Source organism: Brevibacterium permense (assembly GCF_013280495.1).
In the GTDB taxonomy this organism is placed as follows: Bacteria; Actinomycetota; Actinomycetes; order Actinomycetales; family Brevibacteriaceae; genus Brevibacterium; species Brevibacterium permense.
Map to the genome: position 1 here is coordinate 1 of NZ_JABSSX010000024.1, position 20,178 is coordinate 20,178.

Sequence of the window (20,178 nt, forward strand, 5' to 3'; positions counted from 1 at the left end):
ATCTCGACACGACTTGGCGGTCTTGCCCCGATGGAGTATCGGACCAAGACCGCCAATGCCACAGAGGCCGTAACCGCTCTATGCTGACCTCACAGCAGTCCAACTATTGGGGACCACTCCACGCGAGGTTGCTGGGCCGCCGTCAGGTAGTACTGGGAGGGGAGCGAGATGCGGGACAGTTCAGGCGGCCACCCAGCCGCCGTCGATGCTGTGCGCGCTGCCGTTGATGACTGCGGCATGGTCCCCGGCCAGGAAGGTCGCGATCGCCGCGACGTCCTCGGGTTCGGCGAGCTTGGGCACTGCGGAATGGCCGAGGAAGACCTGCCCGAGGACCTCGTCCTCGCTGATGCCGTGAGTCTTCGCCTGATCGGCGATCTGTCCCTTGACCAGTGGCGTGAGCACGTAGCCGGGGTTGATCGCATTGCACGTCACTCCGTGCGGGCCTGCCTCCAGCGCAGTCGTCTTCGTCAGTCCCATGAGACCGTGCTTGGCCGCAACGTACGCGGATTTGTTCGCCGAGGCGCGCAGACCGTGGATGGAGGAGAGGTTGATGATGCGTCCCCAACCCCGTTCGTACATCTTCGGCAGCACCGCCTTAGTGAGCACGAACGGCGCTTCGAGCATGAGCGTATTGATCAGCCGCCAGTCCTCGAGCGGAAACTCCGTGATCGGGTGGATCCGTTGGATGCCGGCATTGTTGACGAGGATGTCGACATCAAGCTCGGTGCCGTCCAGCGCCGAGGTGTCGGCCAGGTTGACTGCCCAAGATTCGCCGCCGATCTCCTCGGCAACGGCCCGTGCCGAGTCAGCGTCGACATCGGCGACGGTGACAGATGCCCCGGCCTGCGCGAACGACTGAGCGATCGCTTTTCCGAGCCCAGATGCTCCGCCGGTGACGAGGGCGCGTTTGCCGGTGAGGTCTCCCATGAGATGTGCCTTTCGTGGTTCGAGTCTGTGGTGCGTATCCATCTTCCACCCTGCGGAGGCCGAGGACTCCTCGGGGTGGGCGCCGAGGCGGCTGCCGAGAGCATGTCGCAGTCCGACAGGCGAGCTCGGTGCCAGGAAAAGGGGCGGTGCCGATACTCACCGACACCGCCCCTCACCTCGTCACCATTCGGCCTCAATTGGCCGAGGCGACTCCGCGGCGCACCTTGTCTGCGTGGTCGAGCGAGCGCAGGTCGATGCCCTTCGTCTCGCGGGTGAACATGAGAGCGATGAACGAGACGATCGCGGCAGCCAACAGATAGAGCGCGATCGGAACCGACGAGCCGAATTCTTTGAGCAGAGCGGTTGCGATGAACGGCGCAAAGGAACCGGCTACGATGGCCGTGACCTGGTAGCCGGTCGAGACGCCCGAGTTGCGCATGCGGGTCGGGAACATCTCCGCCATGATCGCAGGCTGCCCCGCATACATCAGTGCGTGGAAGATCAGACCGATGAGGAGGGCGAGGAAGATCATGCCGGCATTGGCCGTGTCGTACATCGGGAAGGCGAAGAAGCCCCAAGTCGCGGTCAGGATGATGCCCACGCCGTAGGGCAGCCTGCGACCGACCTTGTCGGTGGCGGCACCGACGAGCGGAACGAGGACTGCGTGGATTGCGTGGGCCCCGAGCAACAGGCCGAGGATCTCAGCGGATTCGATCTTCACCTGAGTCGACAGGTAAGTGATCGAGAAGGTCACCACGAGGTAGTAGTGGATGTTCTCGACGAAGCGCAGACCCATCGCGGCGAAGACCTCACGCGGGTAGCGCTTGAATACGGCCTTGATGCCGTAGTCGACGCCTTCTTCGATCTCCTCGGACTGAACCTCGTCGAAGATCGGCGCATCGGAAACACGAGTACGGATGTAGTATCCGATGATGACGATGACGGCCGAAAGCCAGAACGCGACTCGCCAGCCCCACGACTCGAAAGCGGCTTCGCTGAGACCAGCATTGAGCGCCAGGAGCACACCGGTGGCCAGCAGATTGCCCAGGGGAACGCCGGACTGAGGGAACGACGACCAGAAACCGCGCTCCTTGTTCGGTGCGTGTTCCGCCACGAGCAGGACGGCACCGCCCCATTCGCCGCCGACCGCAAAGCCCTGAGCGACACGCAGCAACACCAGAAGAATCGGAGCCAACACACCGATGGCGGCGTAGGTCGGCAAACAGCCCATGAGGAAGGTGGAGACGCCGACGAGGACGATCGAAAGCTGCAGCAGCTTTTTGCGTCCGAACTTGTCGCCGAAGTGACCGAAGACGATACCCCCGAGGGGACGGGCGATGAATCCGACCGCGTAGGTGGCGAAGCCGGCCAGGATCGGAGTCAGCGGATCGTCGGACGGCGGGAACAGCACATGGAACACCAGTGTCGATGCGGTGGCGTAGAGGAAGAACTCGTACCATTCGACGACTGTTCCGGCCATCGAGGCAGCGACGACCCTTCGCAGCTGAGCGCGGATCGACTTCCTCTCCGCGTTGTTCTGAGAACTCATGGGACTCCTTCGTTTCCACAATCCGCATCACCGTTGAATGCGCGAATCGGCTTGCTCCGGCGCCGACCGGCTGACAGTCCGGGGCACTCAGACCGCATCGGCGCGGCCGGCGAACCCCTGCTTCAGCGCAGTGTTTCGGGCGGTTGGATATTTCTCATCCAAGGATCAGTGTGCGCCACGTTACGGAATATTTGGTAACGACCTGGCCATAATCCGAGAATTTCCGGTGCACATTCGCGCACAGCCGATGTGCAGCAGTCAGCTGTGACTGCTGCGAGCGAGCAAGGCCCATTGCGGCGCGAATCGTCCCTGCGCGTCAGGCCAGCACCCCCGTGTCTGATCATCACGCCAGCCATCGAGGCACCACCGGAGTCAGCGCAGCCAGCACAACCCCGCACCTCACCGCCGGCGCGGAGGCGCCTTCGCATCGCGTTCGGCCATCGAGGCGAGCATCGCATTGTAGGCGCGCAGCTCGGAGTCGTCGGTGCGGTCTTCGCTGCGGTCGATGCGCTTGGCTTCCCGGTCCGAGGACTTCGCCCATTGGACGCAGACCATGATCGCGATGAACAGGGTCGGGAACTCACCGATGCCCCACGCGATGGAGCCGCCGAGCTGCTGATCATCGATCGCCGTATAACCCCATCCTGCGCCGACGTTGCCGAACCAGTCACCGGCGATGAGCACGTTCGAGCTCATGATCGAGATGCCGAAGAAGGCGTGGAAGGCCATCGTCACCAGCAGCATCACGAGCCGCATCGGGAAGACAGGGCGCTTGACCCCTGGATCGATGCCGATGAGGGCTTGGGCGAACAGGTATCCGGCGCCGAGGAAGTGCGCGATCATCAGTTCGTGCCCGATATGTGTATCGAGCGCGTAGTACATGATTCCCGAGTAGTAGAAGACGACCAGCGAGCCTGCGAAGTTCACACTCGCCACGATCGGGTGCGCGAAGAAGCGCAGGTAGGGAGTATGGACGAGCCAGAGCACCCATTCGCGCAGGCCGGCGGACCCGTCCGTGCGCGCCTTCGTTCCGCGCATGAGCATCGTGATCGGTGCCCCGAGGACGAGCGGCAGGGGCACGACCATGACCAGGAGCATGTGCTCGATCATGTGCGCGGAGAACTGCACCTCGCCGTAGACCCGGGGTCCGCCCGAGGTGACGTAGACGAGGAAGACCATGCCCACCAGCCAACTGATGAGGCGCAGCACCGGCCATTTGTCGCCTCGGCGGCGGAGGTTGATGAACGCCACGACGTAGGCGATCGAGAAGCCCACAGCGATCGCGATCCACAGCGGATCCATCGACCATTGGCTGAAATAGCGGGACAGGTTCGGCTTCGGCGGCAGCGGATCACCGGTGAGGATCTCGGCCGGGGAGGGATCGCCCACCGGTTCCTGCGGCACCGGCGGCTGCGACCGGGCCAAAGCTACAGCCATGCCCATCGTGACCCCGAAGAGGATGAATTCGACGATGATGAGCCGCCAGAATTCCACCGCCGCCGAAGCGGCAGAGCCCAAACGCGAGATGACGAACTGACGGTGCCAGAATCCGATCAGACCGAGCAGCACGGTCGCGAACGCCTTCGCGAGGATGACCTGCCCGTAGGGGGTCATCAGATCGTCGACGCCTTTCACGCGCAGGAGCGAATTGACGACTCCGGAGAAGACTATGAGACCGAAGGAGATGAGTGCGATCGTCGAATACCGTTCGACGATCGGCTTGAGGTTCTTCGAAGCGGCCAGGCGTGTTCCCAGCAGCGCAATGACGAAGAGCCCACCGAGCCAGAGGACCGCGCCGAGGATGTGCAGGCCGAGGCTGTTGACGGCCTGAGTATGCCCGGAGGCCTCTGCGGAGTGGCCCATCAGGGCCAAGGGCAGGATCACGGCGACGCTGAGCACCCCGGCGGCGGCGATGCCGACATGGGAGCGAGTGCCGAAGCACAGGGTCGAGGCGACGGCGATGAGGACGACGATGAGTACCCACAGCTGCCCGTAGGCGATCTGAGTGACGAACACGCCGAGTTGATTCGAGAAGTCGAGATAGGCCTGGGCGCCCACGGTATCGACGAATGAGAAGACGAGCACGGCGACCGCAGAGAGCGTCCACACGACCGAGGAGTATTCGGCGATCTGAATGGCCTTCGTCCACAGCGGGTCGAGAGGCACGTCATCGTCCGTGGGCTTGTGCCGGCGTGCGCGACCGCCTGCCGTGCGCGGGAGGATGAGGACGGCGAACATGAGTGCTCCGACGGTCAGTGACATCGCAATATTGAAGACGAACTTCGCTGCGGGAAGGCCGAAACGGACGACAGAGCCGGGGTCGTTGAGAAGAGTCGGGTTGGCTGCTCCAGTGAAGAAGAGTGCGGCCAGACCGGCGATCACCCCGAGGAAGACGACGATGGGGACCGTGGCACGTTGCACGAACCGTGTGATCGGCTCGATTCCTGTAGAACTCACTGCGCGCGGACCGCCCCTTCTGACATGACCCAAGGATATCGTTCGGCGTCGGCGCACTGCCAACCGGGAGATCTCTTCGTGGTCGAGATCTCGGGGAGCCGCCTCGGCGAGGATGGGTTCAGTCGTACGGGACGACGATCTTTCATATTCGAAGGCAGTCTGAGACGCTTGAAGATGCTCAGAGACGGCAAATGGCCCGGATCGCACGATCCGGGCCATTCGACGCTGCTGCGTTGATCAGTTCGGGCTGCCAGCGGCGCCCTTCAGCTTCGAACCAGCGGACAGCTTCACGGAGTAGCCGGCCTTGATCTGGATCTCTTCACCGGTCTGCGGGTTGCGACCCTTGCGAGCGGCACGCTCGGTGCGCTCAACGGAGAGCCAGCCGGGGATGGTGAGCTTTTCGCCCTTGGCCACGACGTCGGAGAAGACATCGAAGACACCATCGAGCACGTCCGAGACCTGCTTCTGGGTCAGGCCGGACTTCTCGGCAACTTCTGCAACGAGCTCACTGCGGTTCTTAGCCATAAAAGTGTCCTCCTTAGGACAAGTCGGTAGGTCACCGGTCCGTTTTTCCGATGACGAACTTCCTCGAGATTACCAGCTCGACTTAGTAACGCCGGGCAACTCGCCGTTGTGTGCCATTTCGCGGAAGCGAACTCGCGAGAGTCCGAACTTCCGGAGGTAGCCACGCGGACGACCATCCACCTGGTCGCGGTTGCGAAGGCGAACCGGCGAAGCATCGCGGGGAAGCTTCTGCAGGGCGAGGCGTGCCTCTTCGCGCTGCTCGTCGGTGGAATCGGGGTGGGTCAGCTGACGCTTGAGAGTCGCGCGGCGCTCTGCATAGCGTTCAACGATGACGCGACGCTGCTTGTCTTTTGCGATCTTTGACTTCTTAGCCATGTGCGCTCAGCGCTCCTCTCGGAAATCGACGTGCTTGCGGACTACGGGATCGTACTTCTTGAGCACGATGCGGTCCGGGGTGTTGCGGCGGTTCTTGCGGGTCACGTAGGTGAACCCGGTGCCGGCAGTCGACTTGAGCTTGATGATGGGACGAACATCCTGTGCCTTAGCCATCAGAGCTTCACTCCCTTGGCGATGAGTTCGTTGACCACAGCGTCGATTCCGCGAGCGTCGATGACCTTGATGCCCTTAGCGGACAGGGTCAGCGTGACGTTGCGGCGCAGCGACGGAACGTAGTAGCGCTTTTTCTGAATGTTCGGGTTGAAGCGGCGCTTCGTGCGGCGCTTCGAGTGGGACACGTTGTGTCCGAAACCGGGGACTGCCCCGGTTACCTGGCAGGTTGCTGCCATGTCTCTCCTCCAGTTCACAAGTTACCGACTCTCGAAACAAGCCCCTGCGGGATTGCACTTGCGCGCTCTCTCCGCTTGCTTGCGCCGATGTCGGAAGACATCAACAAATTTTCTCGACTGTCACCGTGAAAATTGTGTACGCCAAAACAGGTCTGCCCGTTCGGGCGAGATGTCTCACCAGCGCTGAAGCCGTAGCCTGTGAGAGATGGCCGAAGCTGGAGTGCAGCGGTGGGTGAGCACCATGTGTGTCCTAGCAGATCGATCGGTGACCAAGCCGCTACGACACAACAAGAAACAATCCTACTGAGATGGCGGGTCGAAGGGCAAATTCATCCTGGTTTCTGCCGTGGGGTCTTCGTCACTGAAATCATCCGCATGGAGGGGCTCGCGCCGCCTCCGTCGATGCCCGGAGGGACTTTCACAGCTGAGGCCAAGCCAACTCGGTGATTTCCGCAGTAGGCTTTCGTCGGCAACGCGTCCTGTCGGCGATCCTGTTGAACGACTGCTCGACTCGTGCCAAGGTAAGTAGATGATTGCCACCACATCTGGCATTCAGGAGGACTGATGAGCGACGTTCCACAGAGGCCGCGCATTCGTCCGGCGACTAGCGACGACTGGCACAAGGGTTCAGGTGAATCCGCTGGTCAGACCCCGTCGTACGGGAATGAGGCGGACCGTTCGTCTGCCGATTTCGACAACTCGACCTACTACGAGTACCTCGAACGGCACACGGGGGAACAGTCGATCTCGAAAGCTCGCAGCGGCAATGTCTTCGCCCCCGCCGGACGCTCACCCTTCGATGACGCCCACTCTGCCGGTTCCCACCAGCAAGTGACTTTTCAGCAGTCTCAGCGGCCGGGCGTCGGTGCCGACATTGGCGTCGGCGGCTCGGCACAGAACGGAACCCAGTCTCCTCCTCCCCCACAGTTTCCGCCCACCGTCCAAGACGATTCTTCCTCGCGCAATGGCCTGAAGATCGCCGTCGTCATCATCGCCATCCTCATGGTTCTGGCCTTGGTGGGATTCTTCGGCATCCGGTGGCTCGCGCCGTCCTCTGGAACCGTTCCAGTCGATGTCGGATCCAGCGAGCCGGCGAGCCCGTCACCCAGCCCTTCAGATGACCTTGTCCAACCGACGAAGAGCCCGGAAGACCAGCTCGACGCCTATACGAAGGCAGGCACCGAAAAAGCCGCTGACCTCGAAGGTGAGTGGGTGACTCAGGTGAGCGCGAAGAACGTCGGCCTCAAAGCCGACGGCAAGACCTGGTCAGCGCAGGACATCCTCAACGAGTACGAGGCCAACAAGGTCAAGTATCCGGGTGCAATCCTCATCCACAGCGGCGACTGGGCCTCGTACAAGGAGGGCAGCTACTGGGTCACGGTCGTCGACACCGGATACAGCGATCCGGAGCAGGCCCTAGACCAGTGCCGCTCGTGGGGTCTCGACCGCAACCACTGCATTGCCAAACGACTCGTCAAGGACGGCAGCCCCAAAGACAACAGCGCCTACCTGGATCAATAGGGCGGACAGTTGGGCCGGCCCTGACATTCGAGGATCGGCTCCGCCCGTGCGCAGGGCGATCGTCACCGTCCTGCCATCCGCTCACGGCCCCGTCTGAGTCAGATAGCCCAGATTTGAACAGGTGCTGTCTGCCTTGGGCTGGGCCGCGACCACCTGAGAGAACAGAACGCCCCGGCCTCGCACAGTGCGAAATCGGGGCGTTCAAAACTCCAGAGCCGGTCAGAAGCCGACGCCAGGGCGAGAATCAGGCCAACATCAGAGTCGGATCCTCCAGGCCCCGTCCGACGTCGGCGAGGAACTTCGAGATGATCTCGCCGTCGACGACACGATGGTCGGCGCTGACCGACAGCGTGGTGATCTCGCGCGGAACGATCTCGTCGCCCACCACCCACGGCTTCTTCCGGACCTGACCGAACGCGAGGATCGCGGCCTCACCCGGATTGATGATCGGCGTACCGGCATCGACTCCGAAGACGCCGACATTCGTGATCGTGATCGTGCCCCCGGCCTGATCAGCCGGCGGCGTCTTGCCCGAGCGCGCCAGAGCGGTGAGATCCTGAATCCCCTGCGCCAGTTCGCCCAGACCCATGGCCTGCGCGTTCTTGATGTTCGGCACGATCAGTCCGCGCGGAGTGGCGGCCGCGATGCCGAGGTTGACGTACTTCTTCACGACGATCTCGTCGCCGGAGAGGCACGAGTTGATCCGCGGATTGCGTCCCACGGCCCACGCCACGGCCTTGGCGACGATGAGCAGCGGCGAGACCTTGACGTCCTCGCCCAGGAATTTCGTCGACTTCAGCCGGCGGACCATCGCCATGGTCTCGGTGACGTCGACATCGAGGAACTCGGTGACGTGCGGCATCGTGGATGCCGAATCGACCATGGCCTTGGCCATCATCTTCGTCACGCCTTTAAACGGGATCCGCTCTTCGAGGGCTCCCAGATCACTCGCCGAGGCGGCCGCCGGTGCCGTCGCACCCGACGTGGGAGCGGCGGTCTGGTTGGCGGCGGCGTGGACATCGTCGCGCGTAACGTCCCCGCGGGGACCGGTCGGTGTCAATTGGGAGAGTTCGACGCCCAGATCTTTCGCGAGCTTCCGCACGGGCGGCTTCGCCAGCGGTTTGCTCGGTGAGGCAGGTGCCGATGCGGACTGCGACTGCGTTGCCGGAGCAGGTGCCGAAGCGGACTGTGCTTGAGCCGCCGGAGCTGCTGCCGGTGCAGGCGCGGCCGCCTCCGCAGCCGGGGCAGCCGACGCTGCGGGAGCGGCCCCAGCGGGGGCGGAAGCGCCCTTGCGCGGACGCCGCTTCGACGACGTCTCCTTCGCTCCATAACCGACGAGAGTGGCCCCGCCGTCGGCATCACCGGAGGCATCGGCCGACTGCTCAGCCGAACCGGAAGCCGGCGCATCGGCGGAGGCGGGGGCCGCCTCGGTGTTGGAATCGTCTCCGCCGAACCGGATGATCGGGGTGCCGACCTCGATGGTCTGGCCCTCCTCGACAAGAAGCGCTCCGACGGTGCCGGCCTGCGGACTGGGCAGCTCGACGAGCGATTTCGCGGTCTCGATCTCAACGAGGATCTGGTTGACGGTGACAGTGTCGCCGGGGGCGACCTTCCACGCGACGATGTCGGCCTCGGTCAGGCCCTCACCGACGTCGGGAAGAGGAAATTCGATCGACATTCTTGACTCTCCTCGAAATCAGTAGGACAGGGCCCGATCGACACCATCGAAGATGCGATCTAGGTCGGGCAGGTAGTGCTCTTCCATCCGCGAACCGGGGTACGGGGTGTGGTAGCCGCCGACCCGGATGACCGGGGCTTCGAGGTTGAAGAAGCAGCGTTCGGTGATGCGCGCGGCGATCTCCGAACCGAGCCCAAGGAAAGTCGGAGCCTCATGGGCGACGACCAGACGGCCGGTCTTCGTCACGGACTTCTCGATCGCAGTGAAGTCGATCGGGTTGAGACTGCGCAGGTCGATGAGTTCGACGCTCTTGCCTTCCTCGGCGGCCGCGGTGACCACGTCCTGCGCGGTCGGCACCAGCGGCCCGTAGGCGACGAGGGTGACGTCGGTGCCTTCGGACACGACGCGGGCGTCGTGCATGCCCAGCTCGCCTCGGGCCGACGTGTCGACGTCCCCGCGCATCCAATAGCGACGCTTGGGTTCGAAGAACATCACCGGGTCCTCGCTCTTGATGGCGTCCTGGATCATCCAGTACGCGTCATGAGCGTTCGACGGGGAGATGAGCCGCAGTCCCGCGTGGTGGGCGAACACGGTCTCGGGGCTCTCCGAGTGGTGCTCGGGCGAGCCGATGCCGCCCCCGTAGGGCACGCGGATGACCAACGGGATGTTCTCTTTGCCCAGGGTGCGGTTGTACAGCTTCGCCACCTGGGTGACGATCTGGTCGTAGGCCGGGAAGATGAACGCGTCGAACTGGATCTCGATGACGGGACGGTAGCCGCGGATGGCCATGCCGATCGAGGTGCCGACGATGCCGGACTCGGCCAGCGGCGCATCGATGACACGCTGCGGACCGAAGTCCTTCTGCAGACCTTCGGTGACGCGGAAGACGCCGCCGAGCTTGCCGATGTCCTCACCGATGAGGACGACCTTCGGGTCGTCCTCCATGGCCTTGCGCATTCCGGCGGTGATCGCCTTCGAGAGGGGAAGTTTCTCCATCAGGCCTCACCCGCATCGGCGAACGAGGCCTGGTATGCCAGGAATTCGGCACGTTCCTCGTCGACGAGGGAGTGGGGTTCCGCGGTGACATGGGCGAACATCTCGACCGCGTCGGGGTTCTCCATGGTCATGCAGTTGTGGCGGATGCGGGCGGCGAGGGTGTCGGCCTCGGCGTCCACCTCGGCGAAGAATTCGTCGCTGGTCTCCGTGTGCTTGTCCAGGTAGGCCTTGAGGCGGGTGATCGGGTCGCGGTCCTCCCAGATCTCCTCTTCGGCTTTGTCGCGGTACTTCGTCGGATCATCGGCCGTGGTGTGGGCGCCGCGACGATAGGTGAATGCTTCGATGAGCATCGGGCCATGACCGGCGCGCACGGAGTCGAGGCTGGCACGGGCGACGGAGTACATCGCGATGATGTCGTTGCCGTCGACGCGGATGCCCGGGACTCCGAATCCTTCGCCGCGAGTCGACAGCGGGGCTGCGGTCTGGACGTGAGTCGGTTCGGAGATGGCCCACTGGTTGTTCTGGCAGAAGAACAGGACCGGGGCGTGGAAGGCTCCGGCGAAGGTCAGCGCCTCGGAGACATCGCCCTGCGAGGTCGCGCCGTCGCCGAAGCAGGCGATGGCGACCGTGTCGCGTTCGATGTCGCCGGTGCCGACGTCGCCGTCCATGGAGATGCCCATGGCGTAGCCGGTGGCGTGCAGGGTCTGCGAGCCGATGACGATGGTGTAGGAATGGAACCGGTGCTCCTGCGGATCCCAGCCGCCGTGGTTCTGACCGCGGAAGATGCTGAGCAGGGTCTCGGGTTCGACACCGCGGGTGTAGGCGAGGCCGTGTTCGCGGTAGGTGGGGAAGACGAAGTCTTGGGGGCGAGCGGCCCGTCCCATGCCGATCTGGGCTGCTTCCTGTCCGAACAGAGGTGCCCACAGGCCCAACTGTCCCTGACGCTGCAGAGCAGCTCCTTCGGCGTCGATGCGGCGGACCAGGACCATATCCCGGTAGAAGCCGCGCAGATCCTCATCGGTGAGTTCTGCTGCGAAGGCATCGTACTCACCGGATTCGACGCGGTTTCCGTCTTCGGTGAGCATCTGGATCATTCTGGGCTCCGAGGACTGACTGTGGGCAGCGCCGGTCCCCACTGAAATGTTGGAGGTCATTTCAGTTCTCCTTTGTTCGAGGTCCATCTCCACCGGAGGTGACCAGTGGTGGACCGTGTCCGTCGGGCAGGCCCTCGGATGTGAGAACTCGCCCTCGAGTGATCTGATTCACAGGTAGTATCACAATACCGAATCCACTCACTGCTTGCCACTCTCCCCGTGCGGTTCGAGTATCAAAAGTGCAGGTCAGGAACAGACTATGGCCCGAGCTCGACACATGTGGCCGAGTTCCAAAGCGTTCCGTGGACAATTGTCGATCACGGCAGAGATGCTCCATCGTCCGACCAATGCACATCCGAGCACCGAGGCGGCCCTTCTTCGGGAGGGCGTGTGCAGGATTCGCACGATCCCATCGCTCGCCGAGGCGGCCCATCCTCGGGAGATCGAGTGCAGGTCCCATGAGCTCGGTTGGTGCACCGAGGTGTCCATCGTTTCGATGTCGAGGGCCGTTCCGCGCGACCGAGTTCAGTGACGTTTGCGCTTGCCCTGGTAATCGCGCGTCTTCGCGAGGTCTCCGGTGAAGAAGCCTGAGTTCTTCGAGGTGAAGCGGTCGATTGCGGGGTTCCCTCCCTTCAGCAGCAGACCGATCGAGGCCGCGTAGGCGACGGAGGAGTGCGCCGCCCCGGCCGAGGCGAACATCTCATCGAGTTCGGCATCGGTCTTGTCTGCCAGTTCGGGAACCTTGCGCAGTTCGTCGGGATCGTAATCGACGGTGATCGTCGACCAGTTCTTCGTCGCCGGGTTCTCATTGCCGTCGAGATCAGGGACGAGGTCCTGTTCGTGATCGATCGAAAGCACGTCGATTCCCGAATCGATGGCGAAATCTGAAACCGGAGCACCGACCGTCATCAGGGCAGTGACGTTGACATCTTCGAGAAACGCTGGGTCCGCGGCCAGAGAGCCTGCGGTGATTCCTCCCTGCGAATAGCCGACGAGCATGACCTCGGCGCCGCGACCGATCCCGGCATCGGCGATCGCCTGGCGCACCATCTCGCGCATCACGGTGTCATTGCCCGCCATGCCCTGCACGTTCGTCGTCAGGTCTGTCGTATTGTCACCCGACTTCGGAGACCAGTCGGTGGTGGCGGGGACGTAGACGATATAGCGGGTCGTCCCATCGGGTCCGACGACCTCCTCGATGCGAACCTGTCCGGAATCGGCTCCGCGGTGGCAGTTCGCTTCGCGGATGAAGAGGTCTTCGACGTCACGCGGCGGTTCTTTGTGCGGAGCAGTCAGGCCCTTCGCCCTCCATACCTCGACGTCGGAGGGCAGCAGCAGTCCGAACGCGTTCGCACCGGCCAGGACCCAGATCGTCATCGACGTCGAGTCATGCGGCCAGAACGCGTGATCGCCTTCGGAGTCGAGGATAAAGGGAGGCAGCCCGAAGAATCCGACGACGAAGCCCGGCAGCACATGCTCGATGACGGCCCCGGTGACGTCGGACTGTTCGAACGCGAACGTGATCAGCGCTTCCTTCGCTTTCGCCTTCGTCTTGCCCAGGTCGATGCCGAACTGCTTGGTGATGACATCGTCGAGTCCGGTGACGTCGAGGATCTTCGTGACCACGACGACCTGGGCGCCGACGACGAGAGCGACGGGAATGATGACGGGCAGGCTGAGCGCGATGATGCGACCGGTCGCGTAGCCGAGGGCGTCGAGCAGTCCGCCGAAGACTTCGCTGATGCCCTTCTCCGCCTGCCGGTAGGCGAAGGCAGCGGCTCGAACGGCGAGCAGTGTGGCCTCGAGTTCGAGCACCGAGGCGGTCAGCTGGGCGTGGAACCGGATCCGGCAGGCATCGAGATTGAGCGCCGTCACCGGAGCGGGGACCTGGGTGAGCAGGGTCGCGAGGTCGAAGTCTCCGACAGTTGCGCCGACGGACAGATCGCCGATATCGGCGATGACGGTCTGCAGTGCGTCTCCGCTGCCGTCGGCGCGTTCGTCGACGGTGATCCGTCCGCCTCCGCGGGTCGTCGAGTCGATCATCGCGGGTCTCCTTTCATTCCCCGGTAGTTGCCGCCCTCACGCCCCGTTCCTTGCCGGTCCCTGGCGCCACAAGCCCACGGGGCCGCGAACTCCCGGCCCTCAGCCGCTGCCGCCGTCAGCGCTGACTCCGTCAACTCGGAGCTCCTGCCGTCAGCGTCCGCGTCAGCACGGCGCTCAGCAGCTTGCGCACCGCTGATTCGCCGGCGTCGACGTCATCGTCGACGGTGACGGAATCGCCGGCACGCTCGATGACCGGCCGGAACCATGCCCCGCCCTCTCGGCGGAGGAATTCCAGTCCAGTCGCACCCCGTCCGGACGCCCAGCTGAGCGTGAGCACACAGTCCTGGTCGACGAGCTCGGTAAGATCCTCGACGACGTGCCCGATCCGTCCCGGCTCGATCCGGCGCAGCAGCTGGTGCCGCGCGAAGTCTTCGAGTCCCTCTCCCTGCAACGCGAGGATCGCATGCGCGATCCCCGGCCCCAGGCACAGTGCCAGGTGGACGGTTTCGACTCCCGATGACACGACGACGCTGATGCGCGTGCGCACCCGGTTGAGTTCGGAGGCGAAGCCGCGCAGCCATGCGGTGAGCACATCGAGGTCCCGTTTCGCGCCCCCACTGCCCTCGCCCGGTCCCGAGGGTGCGGCGCCAGTCCCCGAACCTGCGGCGCCAGTCCCCGAACCTGCGGCCGCAGTCCCTGCGGTTGCACTGGATCTTTCCTCCTCCGCCGAGGCGGCTCGGGAGTCCCGGTCGACCCGGCGAGGGAGCAGATCGGGCGGCCAAAGACGACGCAGCCGTTCGGGCAGTCGGCTGATCCGGTCGAGGTCGACGACGATCCAACTGTCGATGCCGGCGCCCTCACGTTCGGCGGGGTGAGTGTTCACAGCTGGATCCGCCCGCCCACCGACACGACCTGCAGGTGGAGGTCATACGCCTCGGCGAGCTTCTCCGCCCTCTCCCCCAACTCGTCGATCGATTCTGCGCACGAGGCTACCCGGTCATCGAGCAGCGCTCCCGCCGGGGAATCCCATCCGTCGATCTGACGGCAGCTCTGCGCCAGGGAGTGCAGCACCTCCGCTCGCCGTCTCCACTGCTCGCGATTGCGCTCCAATTCGTCAGTGATCATGCCCCAGTCCTCCCGCCTGCCTGTTCGGCATCCGTGCCCGAATCACTCGACCGTAGGCGGCAGCGGCTCGAGCAGAGAAGCCTCGATTCCAAGGCTGGGGAAGAGCCTTGAGCGTCCACAGGCCACAGGCGTCGAAGTCGCCACCGAATCCACAAGGGGCGATGCTCGAGTCTCGTGGTCCCGCCAGCGCCTGGCGATCGATCGGCGCGGACGGGTGCCGCTCCGATTCGCCGCTCATGAGAAAATGAGAGTATGCCGACTGTTTCCCTTGCCGAAATCTCGCCCGCCATCGCTCTCGGACCGCTTGATGGTCGCTACCGCAAAGACACCGCTGACCTCGTCGATCATCTCTCCGAGGCGGCCCTCAACCGCAACCGCATCATCGTTGAGATCGAATGGTTCATCCATCTCGCACAGAACTCGGTGATCGAGGGCGTTCGCACCCTCACCCCCGATGAGGTCGACGGACTGCGTGCCTTCGCCGCCGACTTCGACGCCGACACCATCGCCACGCTGGCCGCTCATGAAGCCGTCACCGTCCATGACGTCAAGGCCGTCGAATACACAATCAAAGAAGCCCTAGTGACGATCGGCGCCGAGGACCTCAGCGAGCTCGTCCACTTCTGCTGCACGTCGGAAGACATCAACAACCTGTCCTGGGCGCTGGGCATCAAGGGTGCCACCGAACAGGTGTGGCTGCCGCGAGCGAAGGCCCTCATCGACGCTCTCGCCGAGTCCGCCGCGGAACTGGCCGAAGTTCCGATGCTCGCCCACACCCACGGGCAGCCGGCTACTCCGACGACGATGGGCAAGGAGCTCGCGGTCTTCATCCACCGCCTGCGCCGTCAGTACGAACGCATCGCCGCCACCGAGTTCCTCGGCAAGATCAACGGTGCCACGGGCACCTATTCGGCCCATCTGGCCGCTGTGCCGGGAGCGGATTGGCCGCAGGTCGCCCGCACCTTCGTCGAAGACCGTCTCGGGCTGAGCTTCAACTCGCTGACCACGCAGATCGAATCCCACGACTGGAACTCCGAGCTGTTCGCCGATATCGCTCGGTTCAACCGGATCGCACACAACCTGGCCACCGATATGTGGACCTACATCTCGATGAACTACTTCAAGCAGATCCCCGTCGCGGGTGCGACCGGTTCGTCGACGATGCCGCACAAGGTCAACCCGATCCGCTTCGAGAACGCCGAAGCGAACCTCGAACTCTCGTGCGCCCTGCTGGATTCCCTCGGCTCGACGCTGATCACCTCGCGGATGCAGCGCGACCTCACCGACTCGACCTCGCAGCGCAATATCGGCGTCGCCTACGGCCACTCGGTGCTCGCGCTCAACAACCTGGTCAAGGGCCTCGGTGCGCTTGCCATCAACGAGGATGCTCTGGCCGCCGATCTCGACGGCAACTGGGAGGTCCTCGGTGAAGCAGTCCAGTCGGTCATGCGTGCCGCCGGACTGCAGGGCGTGCCGGGAATGGGCAACCCGTACGAAACGCTCAAGGAGCTCACTCGCGGCAAGCGCATCAACCAAGCTGATCTGCAGACGTTCGTCGACGGTCTCGGGCTGCCCGAGGAGCGCGCCGAACTGCTCAAGGCCCTCACGCCCGCCACCTACACCGGTGTCGCGGCTCAGCTCGCCGAGTCCGAGGTATCGGACTGGCAGGCCTTCAGCGAAGGCTGATCTCAGACCCTGACAACGCGTCGAGGCCGGTCTCCGAATGCGGAGACAGGCCTCGAGGCGCATTTCCCTGGTCGGCTGATGGCGTCCAGCCGCAGACCTTGCTGATCGGCCGACGCCGACCTGCCGCAGGCTTCGCGGTTCGCAGGCACATGACTCACGGTTCGCGGCCGCCGCCCTCGCGAGTCGGCTTCGGGAGTCAGACGGAGGGGATGTCGAAGGACGTCGTGAACTCCGGGACCTTCTCGTCGGTTCCCAGCACCTTGCCGGGTCCGCGTTCGTAGCGGATCGTGTAGGCATCCTGCTTCTCGTTCGGAACATAGGCGAGCCAGCCCTGGTGGGTTCCGCCGTCTCGGCGTCTGACGTCTTCGAAGGGTTCGTAGCCGGCAGCTCGCATTTCGGCTTCGAGGCCGTCGGTCTGGTCGTATCGGTAGTCCGCCCCGCCGTCTTCGGAGATCTTGAACGCTCCGGACTGGATGAGTCCGCTGTATTTCTGCCCTGGGGTGATCTTGACTTCGAGGAGGACGACTTCGCCGCCGAGTTCGATCGCCGATGCCCTCTTGGACGACTCGAAGTTCCGCACAGCAGAGAGCACCTCGATCTTGTCCTGCATCTCCGGATCCTCGAAGCTTTCGCCGATGCTGACCTGCCCTTGGCCGCCGGACGACGCTCCCGAGTCCGAACCGGTTGACCCACCAGACGACGGGGAGCCCGAGGTCGACTGGTCGGTACTCGAGTCCTGACCACCGGTCTGGTCCTGTCCGGTCTGATCCTGGCCGTTCTGGTCGGCGTTCGACTCCTGGCCGTTCTGGTCGCCCTGATCCTGACCGTTCTGGTCGCCCTGATCCTGAGCGTCGGCGTTCGACTGTTCTCCGCTCTGGCCCTGTTCGGGCTGGACGGCCTGGCTGATGAGCGAGCAGCCCGAGAAGGCGAGTGTGCAGCTGAGCAGGGCCGCAGCGGTGAAGGTGGCACGCTTCATGCGTTTCATGATGACTCCTTGATCGGTCTCTCACACCCGGGAGTCGTTCGCCCGAATGCGTGTTCTGAAACCAACCTATGAGCTCATCGATTGCGAGATGTGCGCAGAGTGTGGCAGGACGGCAACGCCTGTCACCGATCCGTCGCAGCCCCCGAAGAGTCTCACTGCGCGAGGCGTCGGTGTGCCGCTTTGAGCGGGTCGCGCGAATTCCCCGGCCACGCTCTCAAGCAGGGACGAGGTGCTTGTCCGCGTCCACCTCGGCGAGGGTCTTCTTTCCCATGCTGCGGGCGAGGATGAGGGTCGGGACTCCGGCGACGACGATGACGACGGTGGCGTAGATCGCCGGCGCGAGAGTGATGCCCGTCGACGACATGAGTGCCGTGGCGATGAGCGGCGAGAGACCGCCGAAGAGCACGGTGGCGACGTTGTAGCCGATCGCCATGCCGGAGAATCGGCTTGTGCCGGTGAACTGCTCGGGCACCATGGCGGCGGCCACCGCGCTCCACCCGGCGGCGGGAATTGCGAGGAACGCAACACCGAAGACCGCCCCACTCGAGGAGCTGCCGCCCAGCAGAGCGTATGCGGGAATGATCGTGAACACGAAGACAGCCATGAGAACGGCCAGGGCGGGTTTGCGCCCGAACCGGTCAGAGGCCAGGCCGAAGAACGGGGTGACGACGATGGCGACGACGGCCGCGACCGTGCCCAGGGCCAGGGAGCCGGAGTTCGGGACCTTCGCCACCTCTTCGATGTACGTGGGCACATAGGTGATGTTGAGGAAGTAGCTGACCGAGCCGATCGAGGAGATGAGGAAGGCCACGAGGATCGCCCGCGGCTGTTCGAGGATCGCAGTGATGAGCGGGGAGCGCTCGAGAGCAGTGTCCTTCGTGCCCTTCTTCTCCTTCTCTGCCTGCTGCAGCCGTTTGAAGGTCTCGGTCTCCTCCATCATCGACCGCAGCGGAACCATGAGGATGGCGAGCACAGCACCGAGGACGAACAGCAGCCGCCAACCCCAGGAGTCCATTGCCTCGGGGCTGAGCGTATTCGCCAGCAGCGCACCGGACCCCACCGCCAAGAGTGCGCCGACCTCGCTGTTGGCCGCAGCCCAGCTGGCCGCCAATCCGCGCTTTCCCGGTCCCGCCGATTCCATGAGGAAGACCATGATTCCCGTGTATTCCGCGCCGACGGAGAATCCGGACAGGCAGCGCAGGGCGACCATGAGGACGCCTGCCCAGATGCCGATCGTGTCGTAGTTCGGGATCACCGCGATCCCGAGCATGGAGATCGCCATGAGGACCGCGGAGATGATGAGCGTCGATCGCCGTCCGATCCGATCACCGAGGTGGCCGAAGACCATCGCCCCCAAGGGCCGGAAGAGGAATCCCGCCGCGCCGACCCCGAGGGTCAGCAACAGAGAATCCGTCTGATCGCCGAAGAACTCCTTAGTCAGGGTCGTGGCGACATAGAAGAAGATCGAGAAGTCGTACCATTCGACGACGGTGCCGAATGCGGCGACGAACATCGACCTGCGCCGGCCTCTCTCCCGCTCACGGCTGGTCGCCTGGGCGGGTGATGCGGGATGGTTCCGATCCGACGCGGTCATTCCCTGAGCGTACCAGCACACTCGGACATGGGATCCCGCGAAGGACTTCGGCGAAATCCTGCCGAGGATACGGCGGGGACGGGCCGGGGTTCCGTTGGGAGGGTGCCGAATACGCACGGATGGCGACGCCAAGAATTATATTACCGACTAGTAGCATCCTGGCGTCGTGGTGATTACGCTGAGGGATATGGACTCACTTCTCAAGCAGGACGTACGCATCCCGGTGCCGAGCCGGTACGGATCCAGCGAACTCGAAGGCCATCTCATTCTCCCCTCGGACGACCCCCGTGCGGTGCTGACGATCCACCCGGCGACCGCGACTCCGGAACGCTTCTACTACTCCTTCGCCGAGGCGGCCGCCGCGAGCGGGTTCGCCGTGATCACCTACGGCTTCCGCGGCGTCGGCGATCGAACGGAAGCTCGCGCCCATCGGCACATCCGCATGCGCGACTGGATCTCCGAAGATGTGGCGGCGGCGGGAGCCTGGGCGGAGGAGAGATTCCCTGATCTGCCCCATACGGCGTTGGGCCACAGCGTCGGCGGGCACGCTCTGCTTCTGGGATACGGCGGTCAGCGTCTGTCCGGAATCGCGACGGTCGGCACAGCGATGGTGGCGGCACGCCGAATCGCACCCCGCAGCGAGCGTTTCCGCGTGGAAGTCGGCCTCGGGGTCTTCGGCAGAGCGATCACTCAGGTGTTCGGGTACATGCCCGGCAGCCGGGTGGGACTCGGCGAAGACATTCCCGCTGCCGCTCTCTACGAGTGGACGAAATGGCTGCGGAGCCCCCACTTCTTCTTCGATGACCCGAGCTTCGATGCCGAGGCGCGAGCCTCCCGACTGCGCACACCTGTCCTCGCCATCGGCACCTCAGACGATCCTTGGGCGACGACTGCGTTCATCGATGCGATCACCGACCGGCTGCGACTGTCCCCGGTGACTCGTCGCACCTTCGCCCCGGAGGAGCTCGGAGTGAAGAACATCGGACATCACGGCCTGATGCGCCGGTCCACCGCCGAGGCGGCCTGGCCGGAGATCCTCGACTGGCTCGACGCGCGAGCAGCCGAATAATAGGTCACTACCGGAGATTCTCCGCGCGGCGGGCTCAGGGTTCTAGTGCAACACCGTGGTGCGTTTATCCTACGTTTTCCATCACGATGCCGGCGAGCACCTCAGCAGGAGTCGCGTACTCCAGAACCTTACGAGGCCGCCGGT

General features: G+C 64.1%; 18 protein-coding genes. 3 read left to right on the forward strand and 15 right to left on the reverse strand.

Annotated features, from left to right (window positions below; genetic code table 11):
• Positions 1-180 precede the first annotated feature (180 nt).
• From HK353_RS16440 to rpmB, 7 genes are all read right to left on the reverse strand, one after another.
• Positions 181-927 carry a 3-hydroxybutyrate dehydrogenase gene (locus HK353_RS16440; RefSeq protein ID WP_173157925.1) on the reverse strand — a complete coding sequence of 249 codons (747 nt, stop codon included), beginning with the start codon at positions 925-927 and terminating at the stop codon, positions 181-183.
• Between the two features lie 193 nt (positions 928-1,120).
• Positions 1,121-2,476: an MFS transporter gene (locus tag HK353_RS16445; protein ID WP_217278553.1), complete on the reverse strand. Its 1,356-nt coding sequence runs from the start codon at positions 2,474-2,476 to the stop codon at positions 1,121-1,123.
• Between the two features lie 399 nt (positions 2,477-2,875).
• Positions 2,876-4,933, reverse strand: coding sequence for a cytochrome c oxidase assembly protein (locus HK353_RS16450; RefSeq protein WP_173157927.1), 2,058 nt, complete (start codon positions 4,931-4,933; stop codon positions 2,876-2,878).
• A gap of 237 nt (positions 4,934-5,170) precedes the next feature.
• On the reverse strand, positions 5,171-5,458 hold the full coding sequence (locus HK353_RS16455) for an HU family DNA-binding protein (protein ID WP_025779153.1): 288 nt from the start codon (positions 5,456-5,458) through the stop codon (positions 5,171-5,173).
• A gap of 69 nt (positions 5,459-5,527) precedes the next feature.
• The gene (rpsN, locus tag HK353_RS16460; RefSeq protein WP_169253553.1) at positions 5,528-5,833 is read right to left on the reverse strand and encodes a 30S ribosomal protein S14; all 306 of its coding nucleotides are present in this window, start codon (positions 5,831-5,833) and stop codon (positions 5,528-5,530) included.
• Between the two features lie 6 nt (positions 5,834-5,839).
• Positions 5,840-6,007 (reverse strand): 50S ribosomal protein L33, encoded by a 168-nt coding sequence (rpmG, locus tag HK353_RS16465; protein ID WP_039211931.1) that lies wholly within the window; start codon positions 6,005-6,007, stop codon positions 5,840-5,842.
• Positions 6,007-6,243: a 50S ribosomal protein L28 gene (rpmB, locus tag HK353_RS16470; RefSeq protein WP_025779147.1), complete on the reverse strand. Its 237-nt coding sequence runs from the start codon at positions 6,241-6,243 to the stop codon at positions 6,007-6,009. The genes rpmG and rpmB overlap by 1 nt, the downstream gene beginning before the upstream one ends.
• A 564-nt stretch (positions 6,244-6,807) precedes the next feature.
• Between rpmB and HK353_RS16475 the strand changes: the two genes are divergently transcribed.
• A complete protein-coding gene (locus HK353_RS16475; RefSeq protein ID WP_173157929.1) occupies positions 6,808-7,764 on the forward strand; it encodes a protein kinase in 957 nt (318 codons plus the stop codon).
• Positions 7,765-8,008: 244 nt separating this feature from the next.
• Here the strand turns inward: HK353_RS16475 and HK353_RS16480 are convergent, their stop codons facing one another.
• The 6 genes from HK353_RS16480 to HK353_RS16505 all read right to left on the reverse strand — a co-directional run bounded on the left by HK353_RS16480 (position 8,009) and on the right by HK353_RS16505 (position 14,700).
• The gene (locus tag HK353_RS16480; RefSeq protein WP_173157931.1) at positions 8,009-9,442 is read right to left on the reverse strand and encodes a dihydrolipoamide acetyltransferase family protein; all 1,434 of its coding nucleotides are present in this window, start codon (positions 9,440-9,442) and stop codon (positions 8,009-8,011) included.
• 18 nt (positions 9,443-9,460) lie between these two features.
• Entirely contained in the window at positions 9,461-10,438 is a 978-nt protein-coding gene (locus HK353_RS16485; RefSeq protein WP_139467455.1) for an alpha-ketoacid dehydrogenase subunit beta, read from the reverse strand.
• Positions 10,438-11,592, reverse strand: coding sequence for a pyruvate dehydrogenase (acetyl-transferring) E1 component subunit alpha (gene pdhA / locus HK353_RS16490; protein WP_173157933.1), 1,155 nt, complete (start codon positions 11,590-11,592; stop codon positions 10,438-10,440). Before pdhA ends, HK353_RS16485 begins: the two co-directional genes overlap by 1 nt.
• Before the next feature lie 465 nt (positions 11,593-12,057).
• Complete coding sequence (locus HK353_RS16495; protein ID WP_173157935.1) at positions 12,058-13,575, reverse strand: hypothetical protein; 1,518 nt, start codon at positions 13,573-13,575, stop codon at positions 12,058-12,060.
• Between the two features lie 130 nt (positions 13,576-13,705).
• On the reverse strand, positions 13,706-14,458 hold the full coding sequence (locus HK353_RS16500; RefSeq protein WP_173157937.1) for a hypothetical protein: 753 nt from the start codon (positions 14,456-14,458) through the stop codon (positions 13,706-13,708).
• A complete protein-coding gene (locus HK353_RS16505; protein ID WP_139909343.1) occupies positions 14,455-14,700 on the reverse strand; it encodes a hypothetical protein in 246 nt (81 codons plus the stop codon). The genes HK353_RS16500 and HK353_RS16505 overlap by 4 nt, the downstream gene beginning before the upstream one ends.
• 252 nt (positions 14,701-14,952) lie before the next feature.
• Between HK353_RS16505 and purB the strand changes: the two genes are divergently transcribed.
• Complete coding sequence (gene purB / locus HK353_RS16510; RefSeq protein WP_173157939.1) at positions 14,953-16,386, forward strand: adenylosuccinate lyase; 1,434 nt, start codon at positions 14,953-14,955, stop codon at positions 16,384-16,386.
• A gap of 196 nt (positions 16,387-16,582) precedes the next feature.
• Here the strand turns inward: purB and HK353_RS16515 are convergent, their stop codons facing one another.
• Positions 16,583-17,371 carry a transcriptional regulator gene (locus tag HK353_RS16515; RefSeq protein ID WP_173157941.1) on the reverse strand — a complete coding sequence of 263 codons (789 nt, stop codon included), beginning with the start codon at positions 17,369-17,371 and terminating at the stop codon, positions 16,583-16,585.
• A gap of 214 nt (positions 17,372-17,585) precedes the next feature.
• Positions 17,586-18,965 carry an MFS transporter gene (locus tag HK353_RS16520; protein ID WP_217278555.1) on the reverse strand — a complete coding sequence of 460 codons (1,380 nt, stop codon included), beginning with the start codon at positions 18,963-18,965 and terminating at the stop codon, positions 17,586-17,588.
• A 187-nt stretch (positions 18,966-19,152) separates the two neighbouring features.
• Here HK353_RS16520 and HK353_RS16525 point away from each other — a divergent pair, with 187 nt between their 5' ends.
• Positions 19,153-20,034: an alpha/beta hydrolase family protein gene (locus HK353_RS16525; RefSeq protein ID WP_173157943.1), complete on the forward strand. Its 882-nt coding sequence runs from the start codon at positions 19,153-19,155 to the stop codon at positions 20,032-20,034.
• The last annotated feature ends 144 nt before the right edge of the window (positions 20,035-20,178 follow it).